The 20,494-nt window shown below is 74.3% G+C and carries 19 protein-coding genes; 6 read left to right on the forward strand and 13 right to left on the reverse strand.

Annotated elements, in window-relative coordinates:
- Positions 1 to 2: 2 nt before the first annotated feature.
- Positions 3 to 635 (reverse strand): FMN-dependent NADH-azoreductase, encoded by a 633-nt coding sequence (locus ACQPYD_RS14760; protein WP_433701552.1) that lies wholly within the window; start codon positions 633 to 635, stop codon positions 3 to 5.
- Positions 636 to 740: 105 nt separating this feature from the next.
- Here ACQPYD_RS14760 and ACQPYD_RS14765 point away from each other — a divergent pair, with 105 nt between their 5' ends.
- Positions 741 to 1,355: a TetR/AcrR family transcriptional regulator gene (locus ACQPYD_RS14765; protein WP_433701553.1), complete on the forward strand. Its 615-nt coding sequence runs from the start codon at positions 741 to 743 to the stop codon at positions 1,353 to 1,355.
- Between the two features lie 89 nt (positions 1,356 to 1,444).
- On the opposite strand, the gene ACQPYD_RS14770 is transcribed toward ACQPYD_RS14765, so the two are convergent.
- The 6 genes from ACQPYD_RS14770 to ACQPYD_RS14795 form a co-directional block, all read right to left on the reverse strand.
- Positions 1,445 to 1,888 (reverse strand): hypothetical protein, encoded by a 444-nt coding sequence (locus tag ACQPYD_RS14770; RefSeq protein WP_433701554.1) that lies wholly within the window; start codon positions 1,886 to 1,888, stop codon positions 1,445 to 1,447.
- Positions 1,889 to 2,031: 143 nt separating this feature from the next.
- A complete protein-coding gene (locus ACQPYD_RS14775; RefSeq protein ID WP_433701555.1) occupies positions 2,032 to 3,015 on the reverse strand; it encodes an RNA polymerase subunit sigma-70 in 984 nt (327 codons plus the stop codon).
- 57 nt (positions 3,016 to 3,072) lie between these two features.
- Positions 3,073 to 3,975 carry a metal ABC transporter permease gene (locus ACQPYD_RS14780; RefSeq protein ID WP_433701556.1) on the reverse strand — a complete coding sequence of 301 codons (903 nt, stop codon included), beginning with the start codon at positions 3,973 to 3,975 and terminating at the stop codon, positions 3,073 to 3,075.
- Entirely contained in the window at positions 3,963 to 4,736 is a 774-nt protein-coding gene (locus ACQPYD_RS14785; RefSeq protein ID WP_433701557.1) for a metal ABC transporter ATP-binding protein, read from the reverse strand. Before ACQPYD_RS14785 ends, ACQPYD_RS14780 begins: the two co-directional genes overlap by 13 nt.
- Positions 4,737 to 4,741: 5 nt before the next feature.
- Positions 4,742 to 5,680, reverse strand: coding sequence for a metal ABC transporter substrate-binding protein (locus ACQPYD_RS14790; RefSeq protein WP_433701558.1), 939 nt, complete (start codon positions 5,678 to 5,680; stop codon positions 4,742 to 4,744).
- Positions 5,681 to 5,835: 155 nt separating this feature from the next.
- Complete coding sequence (locus tag ACQPYD_RS14795; protein ID WP_433701559.1) at positions 5,836 to 6,594, reverse strand: VanZ family protein; 759 nt, start codon at positions 6,592 to 6,594, stop codon at positions 5,836 to 5,838.
- A gap of 371 nt (positions 6,595 to 6,965) precedes the next feature.
- On the opposite strand from ACQPYD_RS14795, the gene ACQPYD_RS14800 reads away from it, so the two are divergent.
- The 5 genes from ACQPYD_RS14800 to ACQPYD_RS14820 all read left to right on the forward strand — a co-directional run bounded on the left by ACQPYD_RS14800 (position 6,966) and on the right by ACQPYD_RS14820 (position 12,486).
- A complete protein-coding gene (locus ACQPYD_RS14800) occupies positions 6,966 to 8,705 on the forward strand; it encodes a serine/threonine-protein kinase (protein WP_433701560.1) in 1,740 nt (579 codons plus the stop codon).
- Between the two features lie 121 nt (positions 8,706 to 8,826).
- Entirely contained in the window at positions 8,827 to 9,834 is a 1,008-nt protein-coding gene (locus tag ACQPYD_RS14805) for an NAD(P)/FAD-dependent oxidoreductase (RefSeq protein WP_433701561.1), read from the forward strand.
- 328 nt (positions 9,835 to 10,162) lie between these two features.
- Positions 10,163 to 10,990, forward strand: a complete 828-nt coding sequence (locus ACQPYD_RS14810; RefSeq protein WP_433701562.1) for a lipase family protein — start codon at positions 10,163 to 10,165, stop codon at positions 10,988 to 10,990.
- 153 nt (positions 10,991 to 11,143) lie between these two features.
- Positions 11,144 to 11,620 (forward strand): GbsR/MarR family transcriptional regulator, encoded by a 477-nt coding sequence (locus ACQPYD_RS14815; protein ID WP_267950018.1) that lies wholly within the window; start codon positions 11,144 to 11,146, stop codon positions 11,618 to 11,620.
- Positions 11,617 to 12,486: an alpha/beta fold hydrolase gene (locus ACQPYD_RS14820; protein WP_433701563.1), complete on the forward strand. Its 870-nt coding sequence runs from the start codon at positions 11,617 to 11,619 to the stop codon at positions 12,484 to 12,486. The genes ACQPYD_RS14815 and ACQPYD_RS14820 overlap by 4 nt, the downstream gene beginning before the upstream one ends.
- A gap of 121 nt (positions 12,487 to 12,607) precedes the next feature.
- Here ACQPYD_RS14820 and ACQPYD_RS14825 read toward each other — a convergent pair whose 3' ends face one another.
- The 6 genes from ACQPYD_RS14825 to ACQPYD_RS14850 form a co-directional block, all read right to left on the reverse strand.
- Positions 12,608 to 13,546, reverse strand: a complete 939-nt coding sequence (locus ACQPYD_RS14825) for a phosphotransferase family protein (RefSeq protein WP_433701564.1) — start codon at positions 13,544 to 13,546, stop codon at positions 12,608 to 12,610.
- A gap of 206 nt (positions 13,547 to 13,752) precedes the next feature.
- The gene (gene guaD / locus ACQPYD_RS14830; RefSeq protein ID WP_433701565.1) at positions 13,753 to 16,068 is read right to left on the reverse strand and encodes a guanine deaminase; all 2,316 of its coding nucleotides are present in this window, start codon (positions 16,066 to 16,068) and stop codon (positions 13,753 to 13,755) included.
- A 260-nt stretch (positions 16,069 to 16,328) separates the two neighbouring features.
- Complete coding sequence (locus tag ACQPYD_RS14835) at positions 16,329 to 16,973, reverse strand: response regulator transcription factor (RefSeq protein ID WP_433701566.1); 645 nt, start codon at positions 16,971 to 16,973, stop codon at positions 16,329 to 16,331.
- Positions 16,954 to 18,228, reverse strand: coding sequence for a sensor histidine kinase (locus tag ACQPYD_RS14840; RefSeq protein WP_433701567.1), 1,275 nt, complete (start codon positions 18,226 to 18,228; stop codon positions 16,954 to 16,956). Before ACQPYD_RS14840 ends, ACQPYD_RS14835 begins: the two co-directional genes overlap by 20 nt.
- A gap of 29 nt (positions 18,229 to 18,257) precedes the next feature.
- On the reverse strand, positions 18,258 to 19,052 hold the full coding sequence (locus tag ACQPYD_RS14845; protein WP_433701568.1) for an ABC transporter permease: 795 nt from the start codon (positions 19,050 to 19,052) through the stop codon (positions 18,258 to 18,260).
- 86 nt (positions 19,053 to 19,138) lie between these two features.
- Positions 19,139 to 20,056, reverse strand: coding sequence for an ATP-binding cassette domain-containing protein (locus ACQPYD_RS14850; protein ID WP_433701569.1), 918 nt, complete (start codon positions 20,054 to 20,056; stop codon positions 19,139 to 19,141).
- Between the last annotated feature and the right edge of the window lie 438 nt (positions 20,057 to 20,494).

The following is a 20,494-nucleotide window of genomic DNA, read 5'->3' on the forward strand; positions in this document are numbered from 1 at the left end:
TTTCAGGCCCGTGCGAGCGCGCGCCCGGCGTCACGGGCGGCGTCCAGGGCCTCGGCGCGCTGCTGCGCGGCCATCTCCCTCAGCCCCTCCATCGCCGGCGTCGTGGCGGCGAGGGTGAGCTCGCACTTGACCAGGGTCAGCTCGGCCTGCCAGATGTCGCCCACGACGCGCTCCAGGTAGGGCGTGGAGTGGTCCCAGCCCTCCCGGGGCGTGCCCGGTCCGTAGCCGCCGCCGAGGGTGGTGACCAGCAGGGCCGGGGTGCCCTTGAGCAGCGGGGTGGTGGCGCCCACGCCCGCGATCACCAGGTCCGACCAGGCCTTGAAGTGCTGGGAGACGCCGAAGTTGTAGAGCGGCACGGCCAGGATCACGGCGTCGGCGCCCTCCAGCTCGGCGCCCAGCGCCGCGGCCAGGTCGAGCGCCTCGCGCTGGGCCGGGGTGCGGTCGGGCTCGGCCGCGAAGGCGGCCGCGGTGGCCAGGGCCCAGGCGTCGGAGGGCAGCGGGTCGGTGCCCAGGTGGCGGCGGGTCACGGTGCCCCCGGGGTTGGCGGCGGTCCACTCGGCCTCGGCGCGGTCGGCGATCTCGGAGCTCACGGAGGTGCTCGGGAGGATGCTGGCGTCCAGTCGGAACAGGTTCATGGGGGTCCGTTTCTCCAGAAGGGCAGGGGGTCCGCTCGGCGCGAACCTGGCTACAGCATAAGCGGACTTTACCCCGCTTAGTCGACGTGGTGTAGTTTCCTTCCTGTGAACGCCCCTCTCGTGCCCTTCGGAAAACCGCGCCCCGAACGCGCGGACGCGGCGCGCAACCGCCTGATCCTGCTGGAAGCGGCCCGGGCGATGCTCGCCGAGCACGGCGCGGAGAAGGTCACCATGGACGCCCTCGCCGAACGCGCCGGTGTGGGCAAGGGCACCGTCTTCCGCCGCTTCGGCAGCCGCGCCGGCATCTTCCACGCCCTCCTCGACGACAGCGAGGGGCGGTTCCAGGAACAGGTCCTCTCGGGGCCGCCGCCGCTGGGGCCGGGCGCTGAGCCCAAGCAGCGCCTGATCGCCTACGGGCGCGCCCGCATCGCCTACCTGTTCGTCCACCACGCCCTCGTCAGGGCCTCGCTGGACCGCAACCGGCCCGCCCCGATGGGCGAGGTCAGCATGACCCTGCCCCATTTCCGGATGCTGCTCGGCCGGACGGACCTCCCCCGCCGCCACCTGGACGGCCTCGCCCTCCAGCTCACCAGCGCGCTGGAGGGCCCGCTCATGCTGTACCTGTCGAGGGAGGAGATCGCCCGGTCCCCGGAGCCGGACGCCGAGGACCCCCTCGCCGACAGCTGGCAGGAACTCGTCGAACGCGTCCTCCCCGGCTGACCGCTCCGGGGCGCCGACCCGCGTCCCCGGACCGGGAGGGGGAGCGCCTCGGCGCCGCCCTCCCGCCCGGTCCCGGCCCGCTCCGCGGCTCAGCCGGCGCGGACCATCGTGGAGTCGTAGCCGCCGCCACCCGGGTAGGTCCACGGGCCGGTCACGGTGGACCCGTCGGCGCTGAAGGAGCCCGTGTAGCGTGCGGGCGACCCCTTCTCCCCCGCCCAGATGGTGAGGGTGTCCCCGGCCAGTTCGTAGACGTAGTCGAAGGTGTTGCCCAGGCTGTCGTAGAAGCGCGACCGGATGTCCTCGCCGGGCCGCTCGGCCCCGAAGGCCCGCTCCCTCCCGATGACCTCCAGGCCGACGACCCTCGTGCCGTCCTGGACGAGGTCGACGTCCTGGAGGAGGAAGTGCCGCCCCTCCATCCAGTGGTAGACGACGGTGCCCTCGGCCCCGCCGGTCACCCTCCAGGCGCCCACGAGGCGGTCCAGGGCGGCAAGGGCGGCGTCGGGGCCGGCGGGGTCCTGCTCGTACGCGTTCATGTCGTGGCCTCTTCCGGATCGGGCGCGCGGCGGCACGGTGCCGCCGCGTCGTCCCCACCCGTACGACCGGACCGGGAGGCAGAAGGAATCGGCGCCCGGACGGATTCTCGGCACGCGGCCGCACCGGAACGCGTTCCTCCTGGTCAGAGGGTGGGCGGGAGACCGAACGCGGGCAGGGTCTCGGGGCCGAACGTGGTGATCTCCGCGACGAGGCCGTCCTCGATCCGCAGCACGTCGAGGTTGACGGCGGCATGGACCGCCTCCCCCGGCACGCGCACGTAGTTGGCGACGGCGGGGCGGCGGTTGGCGTCCACGGGCACCGCGATCCACTCACCCCAGGCCCGGTCCCCGGAGAGCACCGGGCGCCACAGGGCCAGGACGGCCTCGCGGCCCTCGTAGACCAGCGACGCGGGGGGCATCGTCTGGCGCGCGTCCTCGCGCAGCAGGGCGGCGAGCCCGTCCAGGTCGGCGTCCCGGGAGGCCTCCACGTAGCGGCGCAGGACGGCGCGCTCCTCCTCGCTGGGGGCCGTGACCGGGCCCCAGTCCGCCCTGTGCCGGGGAAGGACCGCGCGCAGGGTCGCGCGGGCGCGCTGCAGGGCGCTCTTGACCGCCGGGACCGACACCTCCAGGGTGCTCGCGGTCTCCTCGGCGGGCCGGCCGAGGACGTCGCGCAGGATGAGGACGGCACGCTGGCGGGGCGGCAGGTGCTGGATGGCGGCGAGGAAGGCCAGTTCGACGGTCTCGCGGGCGATGGCCGCCGCCTCCGGCTCCCCCTCGGGCGGTGCGGCCCGGTCCAGGAGCTCGTCCGGGTACGGCTGGAGCCAGGGGACCTCGGAGAAGGGCGAGGCCCCCGTGCCCTCCGCCACGGGCCTGTCCCGGGTACGGCGCCGGTCGAGGGCGTCCAGGCAGGTGTTGGTGGCGATCTTGTACAGCCACGCCCGGAACGTGGAGCGCCCCTCGAAGGTGGAGCGGCGGCTCCAGGCCTTGAGCAGCGTCTCCTGCACCATGTCCTCGGCCTCGGTGAAGGAGCCGAGCATCCGGTAGCAGTGCACGCGGAGTTCGTGCCGGTGGCGTTCGGCCAGTGCGGAGAAGGCGGCCTCGTCGTCCACCACGCTGTTCCCGGCCATGTGTCCCGACCACCCCTCGCCCGGCGCTCCCGGCCCGCCGCCGGCGCCCACCGAATCCTAGGGCGCGGGGGTGACGGAGGAGCGGCCCCGGGCCCGGCGGCGGCGGGCGGAGAGCCCGCGCCGGAGCACGCCCTGCCGGGGCGAGAGGAGGTAGGCCAGGGTGAACGCCGCCGCCTGGGCGAGGACGATCGACCCGCCGGTGGACACGTTGAGGTGGAAGCTGGTGAACACACCGGCCACCGCCGCCGCCACCGCGATCGCCGCCGAGATGAGCAGCATGCGCTCGAACCGGTCGGTGAGCAGGTAGGCGGTGGCCCCGGGGATGATCACCATGGCCACCACCAGGATGATCCCGACCGCTTGCAGCGCCACGACGACGGTGACCGAGAGCAGGCCCAGCAGCAGGGTCTCCAGCAGGCGCGGGTTGATGCCCATGGCGTGCGCGTGGACGGGGTCGAAGGCGTACAGGGTGAGGTCGCGGTGCTTGTACCAGACCACGGCCAGGACCACGGCGGCCAGGACCAGCACCTGCCAGATGTCGGTGTCGGACACCCCGAGCACGTTGCCGAACAGGATGTGGCCGAGGTCGGTCTGGCTGGGCACCCGTGAGACGAGCACCAGGCCCAGGGCGAACATGGCGGTGAACACGACGCCGATGACGGCGTCCTCCTTGACCCGGGAGGTGCGGTTGACCACCCCGATCAGTGCGACGGACCCGGCGCCGAACACCAGGGCGCCGACCGCGAAGGGCAGGCCGAACATGAAGGACAGCACCACCCCGGGAAGGACGGCGTGGGAGACGGCGTCGCCCATCAGCGACCACCCCACGAGCGTCATCCAGCAGGACAGGACCGCGCAGACGACCCCGGCGACCACGCCGACCAGCAGGGCGCGCCGGACGAACTCGAACTGCAGGGGGACCGTGAACCACTCGGTGACACCGGTGATCAGCGCGTCCATGCGGGGCCCTCCTCGTCGGAGTGGACGCCGAAGGCCTCCATGAGGACCTCCGGGCGCAGGACCTCGGCCGGTGCCCCGTGGGCGATGACGCGGCGCTGGAGCAGGACCGCCTCGTCGCACAGCACGGGCACCTGGGCGAGGTCGTGGGTGGAGACCAGCAGGGTGTGCCCCTCCCCGCGCAGCGCGCGGAGCAGTTCGACGATGGTGGCCTCCGAGCGCTTGTCGACCCCCGCGAAGGGTTCGTCGAGCAGCAGCACGGCGGCGCCCTGGGCGATGGCGCGGGCGACGAAGGCGCGTTTGCGCTGGCCGCCGGAGAGGGCTCCGATCTGGCGGTCGGCGAGGTCGGACAGGTGGGTGCGCTCCAGGGCGTGCTCGACCGCCTCGCGGTCGGCGGCCCGGGCCCGGCGGCGGCGCCCCATGTGCCCGTAGCGGCCCATCATCACCACGTCGCGTACGCGCACCGGGAAGGCCCAGTCGACTTGTTCGGACTGGGGCACGTAGCCCACCGCCCCGGCCCTGCGCGCGTCGGCGCCGGTACGGCCGAGGAGGCGTACGCGGCCGTGGTCGGCGGGGACCAGCCCGAGGACCGTCTTGAACAGGGTGGACTTGCCCGAGCCGTTGGTGCCGAGCAGTCCGCAGACGCGGCCCGGGGCGACCTCCAGGGAGACGTCGTCCAGGGCGAGGACGTCGCCGTAGCGCACGGTGGCGCCGGAGACCTCGATGGCGGGGACCGCCGGGGAGGACGTGGTGGAGGCGGACACGGCGCTCACCCCCTCAGGCCGGCGACGATCGTCTCGGCGTCGTGCCGGAGCAGGTCGAGGTAGGTGGGGACGGGGCCGTCGGCCTCCGACAGGGAGTCCACGTAGAGGGTGCCGCCCATCTCGGCGCCGGTCTCGCGGGCCACGGACCGCTGGGTGCCGTCGTTCACGGTGCTCTCGCAGAACACGGTGGGCACGCCGTTGTCGCGGACGAAGCCGGTCACGGAGGCGATCTGCTGGGGGGTGCCCTCGGTCTCGGCGTTGACCGGCCACAGGTAGCGCTCGCTCAGCCCCGCGTCGCGGGCGAGGTAGGAGAAGGCGCCCTCGCAGGTCACCAGGGCGCGGGCCTCCTCCGGGACCCCGGCGAGCTCGGTGTCCAGGTAGTCGCCGACCTCGGAGATCTCCGCCTTGTAGGACTCCGCGGCCTCGGCGTAGGCGGCCTCGCCGTCGGGGTCCAGCTCGGTGAGGGCGTCACGGATGTTGTCCACGTAGACCAGGGCGTTGTCGGGTGACATCCAGGCGTGGGGGTTGGGTTCGCCCTCGTACTCCCCCGAGGAGATGGGGATGGTCTCGATGCCCTCGCTGAGCAGGGCGGTGGGCGCCTCCACCCGCTCGGTGAACTGCTGGAACCAGGCCTCCAGTCCGAGGCCGTTCTCCATGATCAGGTCGGCGTCCTGGCCCCGGACGAGGTCGTCGGGGGTGGGTTCGTAGCCGTGGATCTCGGCCCCGGGGCGGGTGAGGGAGGCGACCTCGACCCGGTCGCCCGCGACGTTCCCGACCATGTCGGCCAGGACCGTGAACGTGGTCAGGACCAGGGGCCGTGTGTCGTCCCGCGTCTGGCCGGCCTCGGCGGAGCAGGCGGTGAGGGGCAGGATGAGGGCCAGCCCGGCGGCGGGGATCGCCCTCGACCAGGATGTTGAAGGGGACCAACCTCTAGAGTTCGGCACACCTAACTTTTTATCACAACACTGCCGAACTGAGCCACGGTCCCGGGGGCCGACGCTCGGCGCCGGCCCCCGGACGGGTGTGGGGATCCGGGGCTCCGCTCACCGGGCCCCGACGCCGGGGACAGGCACGGCGGGGCCCCGGGCGCCCGGCCGCGTCAACCCACCGGATTTCCCGATTCCCGGGGAAGTCGCACGAGGATCGCCGCCGAGGCCGCGGCCATTCCGGCGCCGACGAGGAATCCCGCGGAATTGGCGAGGACGTCCCCGGTGTCGGCGGCCCTGCCCGCCCCCGCGGCCCACTGAAGCGTTTCGACGGACACGGAAAGGATCGGCCCGAACGACAGGCGGGCCCACCAGGGGGAGAAGGCGAAGAAGGCCAGGATTCCCAGGGGGACGAAAAGGAGCGCGTTCATGGCCTTTTCCTCGAGGATCAGGGCCGTGTATTGCACGGGCTCGCCCGCCGTCTCGATCCCCTCGGAGAGCTCCGTGAGGACGAGGTTCTCCTGGGCGTGCGACACCGGACCGCCCTGGCCGTCGACCACGAAGAGGCCGTGATCGGGGTCGCCGTGGACGTAGAAGTCGGCCGGGTTCGTCCCCCGCAGCTCCTCTTTCTCCTGGTCGGTGAGCTCCTCGACGCTGTAGTGGGCGACGGTGCCGTCGGTGAGTTGCTGGCCGAAGCTCTCCTCCACGGCTTCGTTCATCGCGAGATCGTTCACGAAGCCGAGGGGGTTCCAGTGGACGTAGCGGCCGGGGTCGGCCGGGGAGCCGCCGGAGAAGGGCATCACCAGGACCAGCACGTAGACGGACGCCGTCGCCGCCAGCAACTTTCGCGTGTGCCGGGGGAACGCGCCCTGCGAGCGGGCCGCGGCGGCCGCGAGCGCGAGGGAGAGCGCAAAGAGCAGAAGAATCGCCACGGACAACGTCAGCGGCGTGACATAGAACAGAACTCTCCACATTCGGACGGCACTCCCATGTTTTTCGGCGAAGTCGGGCAGGACGTTCAGGAGATTACACGCCGGCGGGTCCCCTGTTTCACGCCAGGAGTGTTTCGCGGACGGTAATGCGCATTCTCGGCGACCCCGCGGGCGCGTGAACTGGAACTCTTCGCACCGACATTTTCTCGGAAGGCCGGAGGCCGGGGTGGGAGGCCTTCCGGCCCGGTTCGGCGGTACGGGTCCGTCTCACTAGACTGGTCGCCCGGCACGCGCGGAAAGCCCCTGTCCCGCGCCCCTCGCGCGCCCCGATGTCCACGAGGTCGCCAGACCCCGTACCACGAGGGAGACCGATGGGGTCCGACGCCGATCCGCACCGCACGCTGCGCGAGCGCTACCGACTGCTGGCCGAGATCGGCCGGGGCGGCATGGGACGGGTCTGGCGCGCGCACGACATACGGCTCAACCGCGCCGTGGCCGTCAAGGAGATCTTTCTGGCTCCGGGCCAGGACGAGACCGAACGCGGGCGCACGGCGGCCCGGGCCAGGCGCGAGGCGCAGGCCGCGGCGATGGGCGGCCACCCCAACATCGTCACCGTGCACGACATCGTCGAGGACGACGGGCGGCCGTGGATCGTCATGGAGTTCCTCACCGGGCGCTCCCTGCACGCCCTGGTCCGCGACGACGGCCCCCGCGACCACCGGGAGGCCGCGGCATGGGGCCTGGACCTGCTCAGCGCGCTGACCACCGCGCACGGCCAGGGCATCACCCACCGCGACGTCAAGCCCGAGAACGTGATGGTGACCGACTCCGGCCGGGTGGTGCTCACCGACTTCGGGATCGCCACCATCGCCGACACCGCCTCGGTCACCCAGACGGCCGGGGTGCTCGGCTCCCCCGCCTACCTGGCCCCCGAGCGCCTGGGCACGGGCCCGGCCAGCCCCGCGAGCGACCTGTGGTCGCTCGGCGCGACCCTGTACCACACGGCCACCGGGGTCTCACCCTTCCGGCGGGAGGGCATCCCCGCGACGCTGCACGCCGTCACCTCCGTGGAGCCGCCGGACGTCCTGGGGCGGGGGCCGCTGGGCCAGGCCGTCCGAGGGCTCCTCGTGAAGGACCCGGCCGCGCGGATCGACGCCGACCGGTGCCGGGAACTCCTGTCCGCCGAGGCGGTCGGCGCCGTCGTCGGCACGGGTTTCACGGCCTCCCCCGCCCTCGCCTCCTCCGCCGCGGGCCCCACGCCCTCCGGGCCGCTGCCCGCGCAAGCGCCGCTCCCGACCGGGTTCGGGACCGCCCCGCAGGCGCCCCCGACCGGGTTCGCGCCGCCCCCGGCGCAGTCGGCGCGTCCGGTCGCGCCGCCGCACGGGCCCCCTCCCGGCCCGACGGTCCCGATGGCCAAGGCGCCGCGGAGCGGAGGGCGGCTGTCCTGGCCGTTCGTGGTGCTCACCCTGGGGCTGTCCGCGCTGGTCGCGGCGGCCTCCCTCCTGGTCGCGCTCGACCCGTGGGGAGGGGAGCCCGACCCCACCGCGGCCGCCTCCGGCGAGGAGCAGGGCTCCGAGGCGGACGGCGGCGCGGCGGACGCCACCGACGAGCCCTCCGAGCAGGAGGGGGACGGCGGACCGGAGCCGGACGGAGGGGAGTCCGTCACCGGGAACGGGACGACCTGGACCGAGGAGGACCAGGGCTTCGGGATCGGGGTGCCCGACGGGTGGATCCGCAGGACCGCGGGGACCAGCGTCTTCTACGACTCCCCCCACGACGGCAGCTACCTCCAGGTCGACATGGCCGAGCACCCCACCGACGACGAGTACCAGCACGTCGTCGGGCTGGAACAGGGCGTCCACGAGTCGGGGCGCATGCCCGGCTACGAGCGGGTGCGGCTGGAGGACGCCACCGACGGCAGCGGGTTCCACTCGGTCGCCGAGTGGGAGTTCACCTGGAACAGCGACGGCCAGGAGCGGCGCCTGCTGTCCCGCAACATCGCGGTGGCGCCCGGCGTGCACTACACGGTCGCCTGGGTGACCCCCGCGGCCTCGTGGAACGACCAGGCCGACCTGCGCGCCGAGTCGCTGGACTCCTTCGAGCCCTCCTGACCCCTCGCGGTCCTCCGCCCGCGCGCCCGGACCGGCGCCACCCTTCCCCGGACCGGGACGCCGCCCGCGCATTTTTTGCCACAACGGCAACAGAACTTGTGGTTCTGGCCGGTGTGCGCGCATGGTGGCCGTGGAGGTGGTCATGGTGGCCGAACAGTTGGGAAACAGCTATGACGTGGTCGTCGTCGGAGGCGGCGCGGCCGGTCTGAGCGGCGCTCTGATGCTGGCGCGGGCGCGCCGGTCGGTGGTGGTGGTCGACGCGGGAGAGCCGCGCAACGCCCCGGCCGACGCGGTGCACGGGCTGCTGGCCCTGGACGGGACGGCGCCCGCCGATCTGCTGGAGCGGGGACGGGCGGACGTGCGCCGCTACGGCGGCCACGTGGTGACCGGCCGGGTCGACGCGGTCGCCCGCGAGGGCGACGGGTTCGCGGTGGCGCTCGCCGACGGACGGACGGTGCGGGCGCGCCGGCTGCTCGTGACCACGGGTCTGGTGGACGAGCTCCCCGGGATCCCCGGCTTGCGGGAGCGCTGGGGCAGCGACGTGGTCCACTGCCCGTACTGCCACGGCTGGGAGATCCGCGACCGTGCCATCGGCGTGCTGGCGGTCGGGCCGATGTCGGTGCACCAGGCGCTGCTGTTCCGCCAGTGGAGCGCGGACGTCACGTACTTCTCCCACACCGCGCAGCCGCTGACCGAAGAGCAGTCGGAGCAGTTCGCCGCCCGCGGGATCTGTGTGGTCGACGGAGAGGTGGCCGCCCTGGAGGTCGAGGAGGACCGCCTCACGGGGGTGCGGCTGGCCGACGGCACGGTCGTGGGCCGCGAGGCCGTGGCGGTCTCCTCCCGGATGGTGGCGCGCGCCGGCTTCCTCGCGGACCTGGGGCTGCGGACCGAGGAGCACCCGATGGGGGTCGGCACGTACGTCCCCGCCGAGCCCACGGGGCGCACGAGCGTGCCCGGGGTGTGGGTGGCGGGCAACGTGACCGATCCGTCCGCTCAGGTCGGATCCTCGGCCGCGGCGGGCGCGGGCGCGGGGGCCCAGATCAACATGGACCTCGTGACCGAGGAGACCCGCCTCGCGGTCGAGGCCCGGGACCCCTTCTCGGCCGCGGCGGGTGCGGGCCCGAGGTGACGGACGGGCGCGGCCACGGACCGTGAGCGGCCGGGGTGCGGCGGCGTCCGCGCCCCGGGACGGGGCGGGCTCGGACCCGACCGCAGGGGCCGGTCCGACACGGCCGATACCGCATTGCGGCCGGGGCGATTTCTCCTGACCGGTCCCGATGCGCCCCCTCCCCGGGGCGGCATTCCGCACGGGAGGTTGGGAACGCGTGCCGCTCGGAAACGATCAGCACGCAGCGCCGACCACCGCGGGGAGGGTGCCCTCGTCGGGCGCCCTCCCCGCACGGCGCGGACCCGGCCGTGGCCGCGCCCGCGCCGCAACGCCCCAGGGAGCCCACACGATGACGACGGTCGCCTTCGACCACACCACCACCGGCTACCGGGTGCCGCACGCCCTGTGCCTGGCGCACGCGGCCAAACTCGCCTACGCCGATCCGGACGCCGCGCGGCGCCAGGCCGCCGAGTGGGGGTTCGACCGCTTCCGCTTCTTCGAGGCCGACTTCGCGCCCCCCTTCGCCCTGGACCACACCCAGGGCTTCACCATGGCCAGCGACGACATGGTCGTCACGGCCTTCCGCGGGACCGAACCCACCCAGATCATGGACTGGCTCTCCGACGGCAAGGCCCCCCTGGTCCGGCACCCCTCCCGGCGGGGCCGGGCGCACTGGGGGTTCAGCACCGCCGTGGACGCCGTGTACGCGGAACTGCGCGGGGCCGTCGAGGAGTTCCGCACCGCCGGGCAGTCCCTGTGGTTCACCGGCCACAGCCTGGGCGGCGCGCTGGCCGTGCTCGCCGCCGCACGCCTGCACTTCGAGCCCCCGTCACTGCTGGCGGACGGGGTCTACACCTTCGGCCAGCCCCGCACCTGCGACCGCGAACTCGCCTTGGCCTACGACGAGGCGCTCCGGGGGCGCACCCACCGCTTCGTCAACAACAACGACGTCGTCGCCCAGGTGCCCCCGGGGCCGCTGTACACGCACGTGGCCGAGGAGCGCTACTTCGACGCCGACGGCCGCCTGCACGCCAAGGCGCCGGGGCTGCTCGGCAGGGTCTCGGACAGGGCCAGGGGCTACGCCCTGGACGCGGCCGCCCTCAGGCCCGACGCCGACGGGGTCACCGACCACTTCATCGACGCCTACATCGCGTGCCTGGAGGCGGTCGGCCGCTGAGGCGCGCCGGGGCCGTCCCCCCGTGCAGCGACGGCCCCGGCGGGAGCCGCCCCCTGCCGGGGGGCCGGGCCCACGAGGGGCGGATGCGGGGTACGCACGCCCTCGCGTTCCAGCCATTGCAGTAATTGCTGCAATGACTGTAACGTGAGGGGCATGAGCGAACCCACCGAGGACGAACTGGCCTTCGTCGACGACGTCGCGGGCTTCTTCGCCCGCGAGGGACTGCCCCTGATCTCCGGCCGCGTCATCGGATGGCTGCTGATCAGCGACCCGCCCGAGCAGAGCGCCGCCCAGATCGCCGAGGCGCTCCAGGTCAGCCGCAGCTCCATCAGCACCGCGGCCCGGCTCCTCACCCCCAGCGGATTGGTCGAGGGGGTGCGCCGCCGCGGAGAGCGACAGGAGTACCTCCGCATCGCCGCCGACGGCTGGAGCCGGATGCTGGAGCGCCGCTACGCCCAGGCCGCGGGATTCCGGGAGGTCACCGAGCGGGGGCTCAGGGCCCTGGAGGGCTCCGCCCCGCAGCGGCGCGAGCGCCTGGCCAACGTCAACCGGCTCTACGGCTTCCTGGAGGCCGAACTCCCCGCGGTGCTCCGGCGCTGGCGGGACGAACAGGAGGACCACGACCGATGACCCGGACCCCGACCCCCTTCGAGCGCATCGCCCTCGACCGCCCCGAGGGGCGGCTGAGCGTGGTGACCGCGGGCGAGCACGGCGCCCCCGTGGTCCTGCTGAGCGGAGCCGGGCAGGACAACGCCCTGCTCAGCTGGCGCCACCTCCTCCCGGTCCTGGCGGCCGAGCACCGGGTGTTCGCCCCCGACTGGCCCAAGCAGGGGCACAGCAGGCCGTGGAACGGACTCGCCGACCACGCAGCCCTGACAGACGTCGTCACCCACGTCCTGGACCGGTTCGGCCTGGACCGGGTGGCGCTCGTCGGCCTGTCCCAGGGCGGTGCGCTGGCCCTGTCCTACGCCATCGACCGTCCCGAACGGGTCGAGAGGCTCGTCGCCATGGCTCCCGCCGGTGTCATCGCCTTCCCTCCCGGCGTGCACCAGCTGCTGTGGCTCACCGCGCGGAGCAGGCTCCTCAACCGCACGCTGCCCGAGCGGATGTTCCGCACCCGGGAGGGGGTGGAGCGCTTCGTGCGGCGGGCCCTGTTCGCCGGCCCGGTCGCGGACCTGGACTCCGTCGTGGACGAGGTCATGGAGGAGGTCCGTGTCAGCGGGGTCGGGTCCTCCGACTGGCAGAACGCCTCCATCGGCCCCTGGCGGATGAGGGTGGACCTGCGCCCGCGCCTGGGCGAGATCTCGTGCCCCACCCTGTTCATCCAGGGTGACAAGGACGTCGGCGTCCGCCCGGCGCGGACCGTCGAGGCGGCCCGCCGCGTGCCCGGGGCACGTCTGGAACTCCTGGAGGGCAACGGGCACTGGCTCAACCGCCAGTCGCCCGACCGGGTCAACGCCCTGGTCAGGGAGTTCCTGGCCGAGTCCGGAACCTGACCCCGCCACGGCGTCCCCGGGTGCCGGCTCCACAGGTGGTCCCGACACCCGGGGCAGGCCCCGACGCACCCGTGCGGGCATCCCGCACGGGACTCCTGGACACAGTGCGGCGGCCCCGGCCTCAGCGGCGCGGGTTCCACCAGCGGCGTTCGACGACGAGCTCCTCCAGGGACGCGAGCCGCTCCCCCGCCAGGCGCGGGTCGGGCGTGGGAGGGGACAGGGCCGACCGCAGGTCGGAGACGAGATAGGCCGCCTCGCGCACCTCGCAGGCCGCGCACAGGGACCGGAGGTCCGTTCCGGTCAGGTCGGCGACCACCCGGAGGACCGTCCCCCCGTGCCCGCCGCTGAACCTGATCAGGAAGAACCAGTCGTCGGCCGGCTCACCGAAGCGCGCCCACTCGAAGTCCAGCAGCGCCGAGACGGCGCCCCCGCACGCGAGCCAGTTGCCCCAGTGGGCGTCGGCGTGCACCGGGACCGCGGAGCGCGCGGACTCCGGGGCGGTGCGCGCCAGGGCGGCCAGACCGTCGATCAGCCGGGCGGCCACCGCCCCGTCCCGGTCCGCGTCCGCGAGGCGCTCCACCCCGTCCAGCAGAGCGGCGCGGCCCGTGAAACCGCCGTCGCCGGGAGGGTCCGCCAGAACCCCGGCCGCCCGCTCCGGCGGTGACCAGCGGTGCAGCCGGTCCAGGCGCGCGACCGCCTGCTCGGCCAGGGACCGCGCCGTGGCGGTGTCGGTCCCGGGCATGCCGATCCCCGGAGCCGTCCCGGGGACGCGGGTGTAGCAGGCGTAGCGCACGGTGCGGTCCCCCACCCGGCTGAGCCCGCTGCCCACCAGGGAGGCGGTGAGTCCGGCGGGCAGGTGCGGAACGAGGGCGGTCTCGCGGTCGAGGCGGTTGTGCCCTGCGGCGTCGATGACCTTCACGACGAGGTCGGAGCCCACGAAGACCTCGTGGGACGCGCTCCCGGCGGCCGTCATGGGGCCCGGGTCGCGTCCCAGCGCCCCGGCCGCGAGGGCGCGGGCGGCCTCGGCGGCGGGTGTCGTGTGCGCCATCGGTCGTCGCACGCCGTTCCGTTCGGTCGGGACCGGGGGACGGGGAAGCCTCCCCCGTGGGCGCTGCGACCCTACAGGAGCGCCGCCCCCGACCGCGGCGGCCCCGGGAGAACGCCCGGGGCCGCGGCGGTCCCGGGAGAACGCCCGGGGCCGCGGCGGTCCCAGGGCCCGGCCGGTCGGCTCCGGAGCCGACCGGCCGGTGCGGGACACGGGAGGCCTCAGCCCCGGTGGACGCAGAACAGCGGCCCGTGGTAGGCGGAGACGTCGAACCCCGGAGAGGAGATCGCGTCCCCGATCCGCTCCGGACGGCTCCACCCCTTCCCGTCGTACCGGGTCCACCACAGCCGCCCCCACCCGCCGGAGTCCTCCTGGTGGAAGACGCAGTACAGGTGGTCGTTGTACCGGGTGATCGCCGGGGCGTACGAGGTGCGCACGGGGTTGCCGTCCGGGTCCTCGATGCGCCGGCTCCCGCTCCAGCTCCGGGAGGCGCTGTCGTAGGTGAGCCAGTGGAGCTGGTCGTCCCCGCGGTCGTGGACGCAGTAGAGGTGGTCCTTGAAGCGCTCCACCACCGGTGTGCGCGACGCGGTGAGCCCTCCGGGCACCTCGCTCTCGGCGCTCCAGGCCTTGGCCCCGGTGTCGTGGCTCAGCCAGCGCAGTGTGCCGTCCTCACGCCTGAGGACGCAGTACAGCAGGCCGTCGTAGACCGTGAGGGAGGCGCCCGAGGCGCTGACCTCCCGGCCGCCGGGCTCCTTCACGACCTGGTCGGACGACCATCCCGGCTCGCCGCCCTCGATGTTGTAGCGCGACCACCACAGGCGGGTGTCGGAGGCCTCCCGGTGGTGGACGCAGTACAGGAAGTCGTTGGCGTGCGAGACCGCGGGCTGCCCGTGGTTGGGCACGCGCTTCCCGAGCACGTCGGTGATCTCCCGGTCGCCCCTCCAGGCCCCGGTCTCCTTGTCGTAGACGTCCCACCACAGGAACGGGTTGGCGACGGTGTCCTGGTGCAGGCAGTACAGGAGGCTCTTGTACGCCTCGATGCCGGGGCCGTGGGGCGACCAGGCGCCGGGGACCTCCAGGTCCTTGGACCAGCCCGTGCCCTCCTCGAACTTGAGCCACCGCAACTCCCTGTTCCGCGACCTGTTCCAGCGGCGGCGGGAGGAGCGCCGGGGCTTGGGGTCCGGACAGGGGCTGCGCTCGTGCGCGACGCGGCCGCCGACATAGGTCGCCGCCACGGCCCGGTCGTCGCCCAGCGTCGCGAGTGCGAACAGCAGGTCGTCGACGGTCTCGCTCTCCGCGGTGCGCGCGGCGAGCAGCTGGGTGGCGGAGGGGTCCAGGACCACGAAGTCGGCCTCGTGGCCGGGCGCGAGCGAGCCGATGACCCCTTCCAGGCCCATCGCGCCGGCCCCGCCGAGGGTGGCGAGGTAGAAGAGCTTGGTCCCGTCCATGGGCAGGGCGCCGAGCTGGCCGACCTTGTAGGCCTCGTTCATGGTCTGCAGGAGCGACAGGCTCGTGCCCCCGCCCACGTCGGTGCCCAGGCCGGTGTGCACGGGCCGCTTGCGGTGCCTGGCGTCGCGCATGGAGAAGAGCCCGCTGCCCAGGAACAGGTTGGAGGTGGGGCAGTGCGCCACCCCGCTGCCGGTGGCCGACAGGCGCTTCCACTCGCGCTTCTCCAGGTGGACCGAGTGGGCGAAGACCGCCCCGCGACCGAGGAGGCCGTAGTGCTCGTAGACGTCGACGTAGTCCTTGAGGCCGGGGAAGAGCTTGCGAACCTCCTCGACCTCGTCCGTGTTCTCGGCCAGGTGCGTCTGCATGAGGGTGCCGGGGTGCTCGTGCCACAGCTCCCCGGCCAGGCGGAGCATCTCGTCGGTGCAGGCCACGGCGAACCGCGGGGTGACCGCGTACAGGCTCCGACCCACGCCGTGCCACTTGCGGATGAGCGCCGCGGACTCCTCGTAGCCCTGCCGGGGCGAGGGGTCCAGGAGGTCGGAGCGGGCGTTGCGGTCCATGAGGACCTTGCCCGCGGCCACGCGCATCCCCCTGCGGTGGGTCTCCTCGAACAGGGCGTCGACCGAGACCGGGTAGGTCGCGCAGTTGACCAGGGCGGTGGTGGTGCCGTTGCGCAGGATCTGCTCGCAGAAGAGCTTCGCGAACCGTTCGGCGTAGGCCCTGGAGGCGAAGCGGGCCTCCTCGGGGTAGACGGAGTTCTGCAGCCAGTCCAGGAGCTGGTCGCCGTAGGCTCCGATGATCCGCGTCTGCACGTAGTGCACGTGGGGGTCGACGAACCCCGGCAGGATCAGCTTGTCCCGGTGGTGGACGACGGTGGTGCCGACGGGAAGCTGCTCCACCAGCTCCGAGTACTCCCCCGCCGCGGTGATCCTGCCGTCCCGGCAGACGAGGAGGCCGTCCTCCACGTACTCCAGCGCCCGTTCGCCGGAGGTGAGGAAGGGGTCCTCGCCGAACCAGACCAGGGAGCCGCGGACCGCCGTGACGGCGCCGCAGCCGCCGGCCTCCGGGGGTGCGGTGACGGCGTTCATGCCCGACCACCCCCTCGGGGTCCCGGTCGCCGGTCGGATTCCCGCCTTCTCGCGGCGTCGCGCGCCATGTCCGCTCCTCGCTCGGGTGCTCGGTCCGTCACCGCGAGTACCCGGGGGCCGCCGGCGGAAAACTCCCCTGCCCGGCGTCGTCGCAGGCAGGGGATGCTCTGTCGGCCTCTGCGGTGTCCGTCGAGGGGTGGCGGCGGCACGGGCGGGCCCGGGCGCACGCGCCGACCCGGCGCGAGCGCGTCGGCCGTTCCTCAGGTGCCCAGGTAGCGCAGCACCGCCAGCACCCGGCGGCTGTACCCGGAGGCGTGCCCCAGTTCCAGCTTGTCGAAGATCGCGTTCACGTGCTTCTCCACCGCGCTCACGGACACGAACAGGCGCTGGGCGATCAGCGTGTTGCTCAGCCCCTGCGCCATGAGCTCCAGGACGTCGCGCTCGCGCGGGGTCAGCCTCGCCAGCGGGTCGGCGTGGGTGGTGCGGGCCAGCAGCTGGCGCACCACCTCGGGGTCGAAGGCCGCCCCTCCGGCCCGGACCCGCTCCAGGGCGTCCAGGAACTCCCCCACCTCCGACACCCGGTCCTTGAGCAGGTAGCCGACCCGGCCCGAGGCGGCGGCGAGCAGTTCGGCGGCGTAGCGCTGCTCCACGTACTGCGACAGCACCAGCACCGCCACCCCCTCGTGCTCGGCGCGGATGCGCAGGGCCGCGCGCAGCCCCTCGTCGGTGTGGGTCGGGGGCATCCGCACGTCCACCACGGCCGCGTCCGGCCGGTGCCCGGCGACCTCCTCCAGCAGGGCCTCGGCGTCGCCGACCGCCGCCACCACCTGGTGGCCCTCCTCCTCCAGCAGCCGTACCAGGCCCTCCCTCAGGAGGACCGAGTCGTCAGCGATCACCAGGCGCATGGGGGCTCCGTATCCGTTGTTCGTCGGGCAGCGGCAGGGTGGCGTGCACCGTGGTCGGCCCGCCCGCGGGGCTGTGCACCGACAGTGTCCCGTCCAGGGCCTGGACCCGTCGCGCCAGGCCCGTCAGACCGCTCCCCCGCGGGTCCGCGCCGCCCCGGCCGTCGTCGAGGACCCGCAGGTCCAGCACTCCGCCGCGGCCGTCCACGTGCACGATCACCTCACCGGCCCCGGCGTGCTTGACGGCGTTGGTGATGGCCTCGCGCGCCACGAAGTACACGGCCGCGGCCAGCTCGCGCGGTGGCGGCGCGGGCAGGTCCGAGCGCACCGCCACCGGCAGCGGGCTGCGCCTGGCCACCTCGGTCAGCGCCGCCTCCAGCCCCAGGGTGTCCAGGGCGGTCGGGTAGACCCGCCAGGCCACCTCGCGCAGTTCGTCGAGCAGGATCCGGGACTCGGTGTGGGCCTCGCGCAGCAGCCCCGCCGTCCGCTCGGGGTCGGTGCCGCGCTGGGCACGGCCCAGCAGCATCGCCAGGGCCACGACCCGCTGCTGCACCCCGTCGTGCAGGTCGCGTTCGATCCTGCGGCGCTCCTCGTCCACCGCGCGGACGATGCCCGAACGCGTCTGGGTGAGCTCGTCGATCCGGCGGTTCAGGAGGTCCTCGTGGCTGGGGCCCAGGAGCCGGCGGGCCAGGGAGCGGTCGACGGCGGAGGCCAGCGCCGCGACCAGCCACACCGCGGCGAGGACGACCAGCCCCACGGCCAGCCCCAGGTTGACGCTGGAGACGGACAGCCGCGCACCGGGCAGGGACACCGGGACGCTGGTCCCGGTCCCCGTGACGGCCTCCAGCGCGGCCCCGCCGAGGAACACCGCCACCAGCAGGGCGGCCGACGGCGCCAGATAACCGCACACCAGGGCGAGCGGCAGCCGCAGGAGCAGGTAGGCCGCGCGGTGGGCCGCGCCGGGACGGGGCCGGACCGCGCACCCCGTCCACCGCTCCAGCCGCGCCAGGTCGAGGTCGCACAGCTTCCCGGTCCACCGCGAGAGCGCGTCCCGCGTCCGCGGACGGGCGGAGGGCCGGACCAGCGCGGCGGCCAGGAGCAGCAGGGCCGCCGCCGCCCACACGAGGGTGAGGGCTGCGGTGAGCAGCCCCAGGACCGTTCCCGTGAACTCCCCCGCCGCGCGTCCGAGCGGCACGGCCGCCGCCCCCGCGCGGGCGCGGAGACCGGCCGTCCCCCGTGTGCCGCCCGACTCGTCCATGCCCGCTCCCCGTATCCGGCGTGCCGGTCTCACGCGTCCCGGCGCGTGAGCACCAGCGCCCCCGCCGCCAGGGCGGCCGCCGCCCAGCACAGGAGTACCATCCCCCCGGCGCCGGGGGGGAGGGCGGCCTCGGACCGCCCCATCACGAACGCGCTGTCCACGAACGACACGCCCGCGGACAGAGGGAGCCGTTCGGCGACGTACACCCCCGTCCGGCCGCCCAGCAGCACGAGGACCGCGGGCAGGGCGAAGAGCAGCGCCGACACCGCGGCCAGCGCCGCCGCGGCCGAGCGCAGCGCGGTTCCCGCCCCCAGGGTGAGGGCCGCGACCAGCGCCAGGTACGCCGACAGGCGCACCACGTCCGCGGCTGCCCCGGCCGGATCCAGCGTTCCGTACCCCTCGATCAGCGGGTGCAGCATGACCAGGTGGGCGGTCAGCGTGCCTGCCGTGCCCGTGACCAGGCCGCACGCGAACACGAACGACATCAGGGCCACGGTCTTGGCCGCCAGCAGGCGCACCCGCGCCGGGACCGCCTGGAGCGCGGGGTGGACGGAGCGCGAGGAGTACTCGGAGGTCATCACCGGGAGGGCCAGGGCGATGACCGCGAACTGGACCGCCCAGACGGCCGCGTAGACCGCCATCTCCGAGGCGGGCACGTCGGCGGAGGGGATCCGGTCCTGCTGCATGTTGCCGACGGTGGCCACCGCGGTCAGGGGGGCGACGGTCGCCGACAGGCCCAGGGCCAGGGCCGCTCCCCACCAGGTGGACCTCACCGAGCGGAGCTTGACCCACTCGGAGGAGGCCGTCGCGGCGAGGTCGGACAAGGCACGTGCGGGGCCGGCGGGCCGGTCGGGCCGTGCGGCGGCCGGTGCGGGACCGGAGCGGGCGGAGGGCGTGGGGTCGGAGGCCGTCACCGTCGGCCCCCCGTCGGCGCCGCGTACTGCACGCTGTCGGAGGTGAGTTCCCTGTAGGCCTGTTCGAGGGAGGCCTCGCGGGGGCTCAGCTCGTGGAGGGCGACCCCCGCCCGGTGGGCCAGCTCACCGACCCGCTCGATGGGCACGCCGGTCACGAGCAGCTCTCCCGCGCCGGGGCGCTCGACGCCGGCGCCCTCCGCCTCCAGGGCGGTGACCAGGTCCTCGGGGTGGGGGGCGCGTACCCGCACGGCGCTCCACGCGCTGTTGTCGAGCACCTCGGCCAGGGGGGCGTCGGTGATGAGCCGCCCCCGTCCGATGACCACCAGGTGGTCGGCGGTCAGCTGCATCTCGCTCATCAGGTGGCTGGAGACGAACACGGTGCGCCCCTCGGCGGCCATCGAGCGCATGAGGTCGCGCACCCAGCGCACCCCGTCGGGGTCCAGGCCGTTGACCGGTTCGTCGAGGACGAGCAGGCGCGGATCGCCCAGCAAGGCCGCGGCGATGCCCAGCCGCTGGCCCATGCCGAGGGAGAAGGCGCCCGCGCGCCTGCGCGCCGCCCCGGCCAGGCCCACGGTGTCCAGGACCTCGTCCACCCGCCGGTCGGGGATGCGGTGCGTGCGGGCCAGCGCCAGCAGGTGGGAGCGGGCGCTGCGTCCCGGGTGCACGGCCCGGGCGTCCAGGACGGCGCCCACGTGGTGCAGGGGCCGGTCCAGCTCCCGGTAGGGGCGCCCGTCGACCAGGGCCTTCCCCGAGGTCGGGCGGTCCAGCCCGAGGATCATCCGCATGGTCGTGCTCTTGCCCGCGCCGTTGGGCCCGAGGAAGCCCGTGACCCTGCCCGGCCGGACCTCCAGGTCCAGCGAGTCCACGGCGACGGTGTCCCCGTAGCGTTTGCTCAGTCCTTGCAGGGTGATCATGGTCGTCCTGTCGTCTCGGCTGTCGGCGGTGGGACAACGGTAGGAAGCGGAGGTCCTGCGCGGCCATGGGGTGCGCCGTCGGGCGGGGGTGCGGTTTTCCGCAGGGTGCGCCGGGCGGCGGGCACGCCCCGGCTCCGGTCGCCCCGTCCTGTGGCGGAACCGGTCCCCGCCACCGGCGGCAGGGCCGGGACGGTGCGCCGGGCAGCGGGTTCCGTACCGGCCGGCATCGCAGTGACGGCCTTCGCGCTGTCGGAGTGGTCGGGGGAGCGGCCGTCGTCGGCCAGGGCGATGAAGGGCGGCTGGGCCCTGGGCGAGGTGGCAGAGGTTCGACGCGAGGCGTGGGGGCCTGGACGCGCCCGGAGACCCCTGTGACGCGGCGGCGGTGAGGAGGTGGCGGGGTCTTCTCACGGGCGGGCCGTCACCGGGTCCCGGCTGTTC

The sequence above is a fragment of the Nocardiopsis sp. CA-288880 genome, assembly GCF_050955985.1.
GTDB classification, from domain to species: domain Bacteria; phylum Actinomycetota; class Actinomycetes; order Streptosporangiales; family Streptosporangiaceae; genus Nocardiopsis; species Nocardiopsis tropica.

What these genes read in the sequence shown, in the direction of transcription:
- ACQPYD_RS14815 (WP_267950018.1), top strand. Translation starts at nt 11,144, where the DNA reads ATGAGCGAACCCACCGAGGACGAACTGGCCTTCGTCGACGACGTCGCG.
- guaD (WP_433701565.1), bottom strand. Translation starts at nt 16,068, where the DNA reads ATGAACGCCGTCACCGCACCCCCGGAGGCCGGCGGCTGCGGCGCCGTC.
- ACQPYD_RS14780 (WP_433701556.1), bottom strand. Translation starts at nt 3,975, where the DNA reads ATGGACGCGCTGATCACCGGTGTCACCGAGTGGTTCACGGTCCCCCTG.
- ACQPYD_RS14800 (WP_433701560.1), top strand. Translation starts at nt 6,966, where the DNA reads ATGGGGTCCGACGCCGATCCGCACCGCACGCTGCGCGAGCGCTACCGA.
- ACQPYD_RS14840 (WP_433701567.1), bottom strand. Translation starts at nt 18,228, where the DNA reads ATGGACGAGTCGGGCGGCACACGGGGGACGGCCGGTCTCCGCGCCCGC.
- ACQPYD_RS14835 (WP_433701566.1), bottom strand. Translation starts at nt 16,973, where the DNA reads ATGCGCCTGGTGATCGCTGACGACTCGGTCCTCCTGAGGGAGGGCCTG.
- ACQPYD_RS14820 (WP_433701563.1), top strand. Translation starts at nt 11,617, where the DNA reads ATGACCCGGACCCCGACCCCCTTCGAGCGCATCGCCCTCGACCGCCCC.
- ACQPYD_RS14775 (WP_433701555.1), bottom strand. Translation starts at nt 3,015, where the DNA reads ATGGCCGGGAACAGCGTGGTGGACGACGAGGCCGCCTTCTCCGCACTG.
- ACQPYD_RS14850 (WP_433701569.1), bottom strand. Translation starts at nt 20,056, where the DNA reads ATGATCACCCTGCAAGGACTGAGCAAACGCTACGGGGACACCGTCGCC.
- ACQPYD_RS14770 (WP_433701554.1), bottom strand. Translation starts at nt 1,888, where the DNA reads ATGAACGCGTACGAGCAGGACCCCGCCGGCCCCGACGCCGCCCTTGCC.
- ACQPYD_RS14805 (WP_433701561.1), top strand. Translation starts at nt 8,827, where the DNA reads ATGGTGGCCGTGGAGGTGGTCATGGTGGCCGAACAGTTGGGAAACAGC.
- ACQPYD_RS14810 (WP_433701562.1), top strand. Translation starts at nt 10,163, where the DNA reads ATGACGACGGTCGCCTTCGACCACACCACCACCGGCTACCGGGTGCCG.
- ACQPYD_RS14760 (WP_433701552.1), bottom strand. Translation starts at nt 635, where the DNA reads ATGAACCTGTTCCGACTGGACGCCAGCATCCTCCCGAGCACCTCCGTG.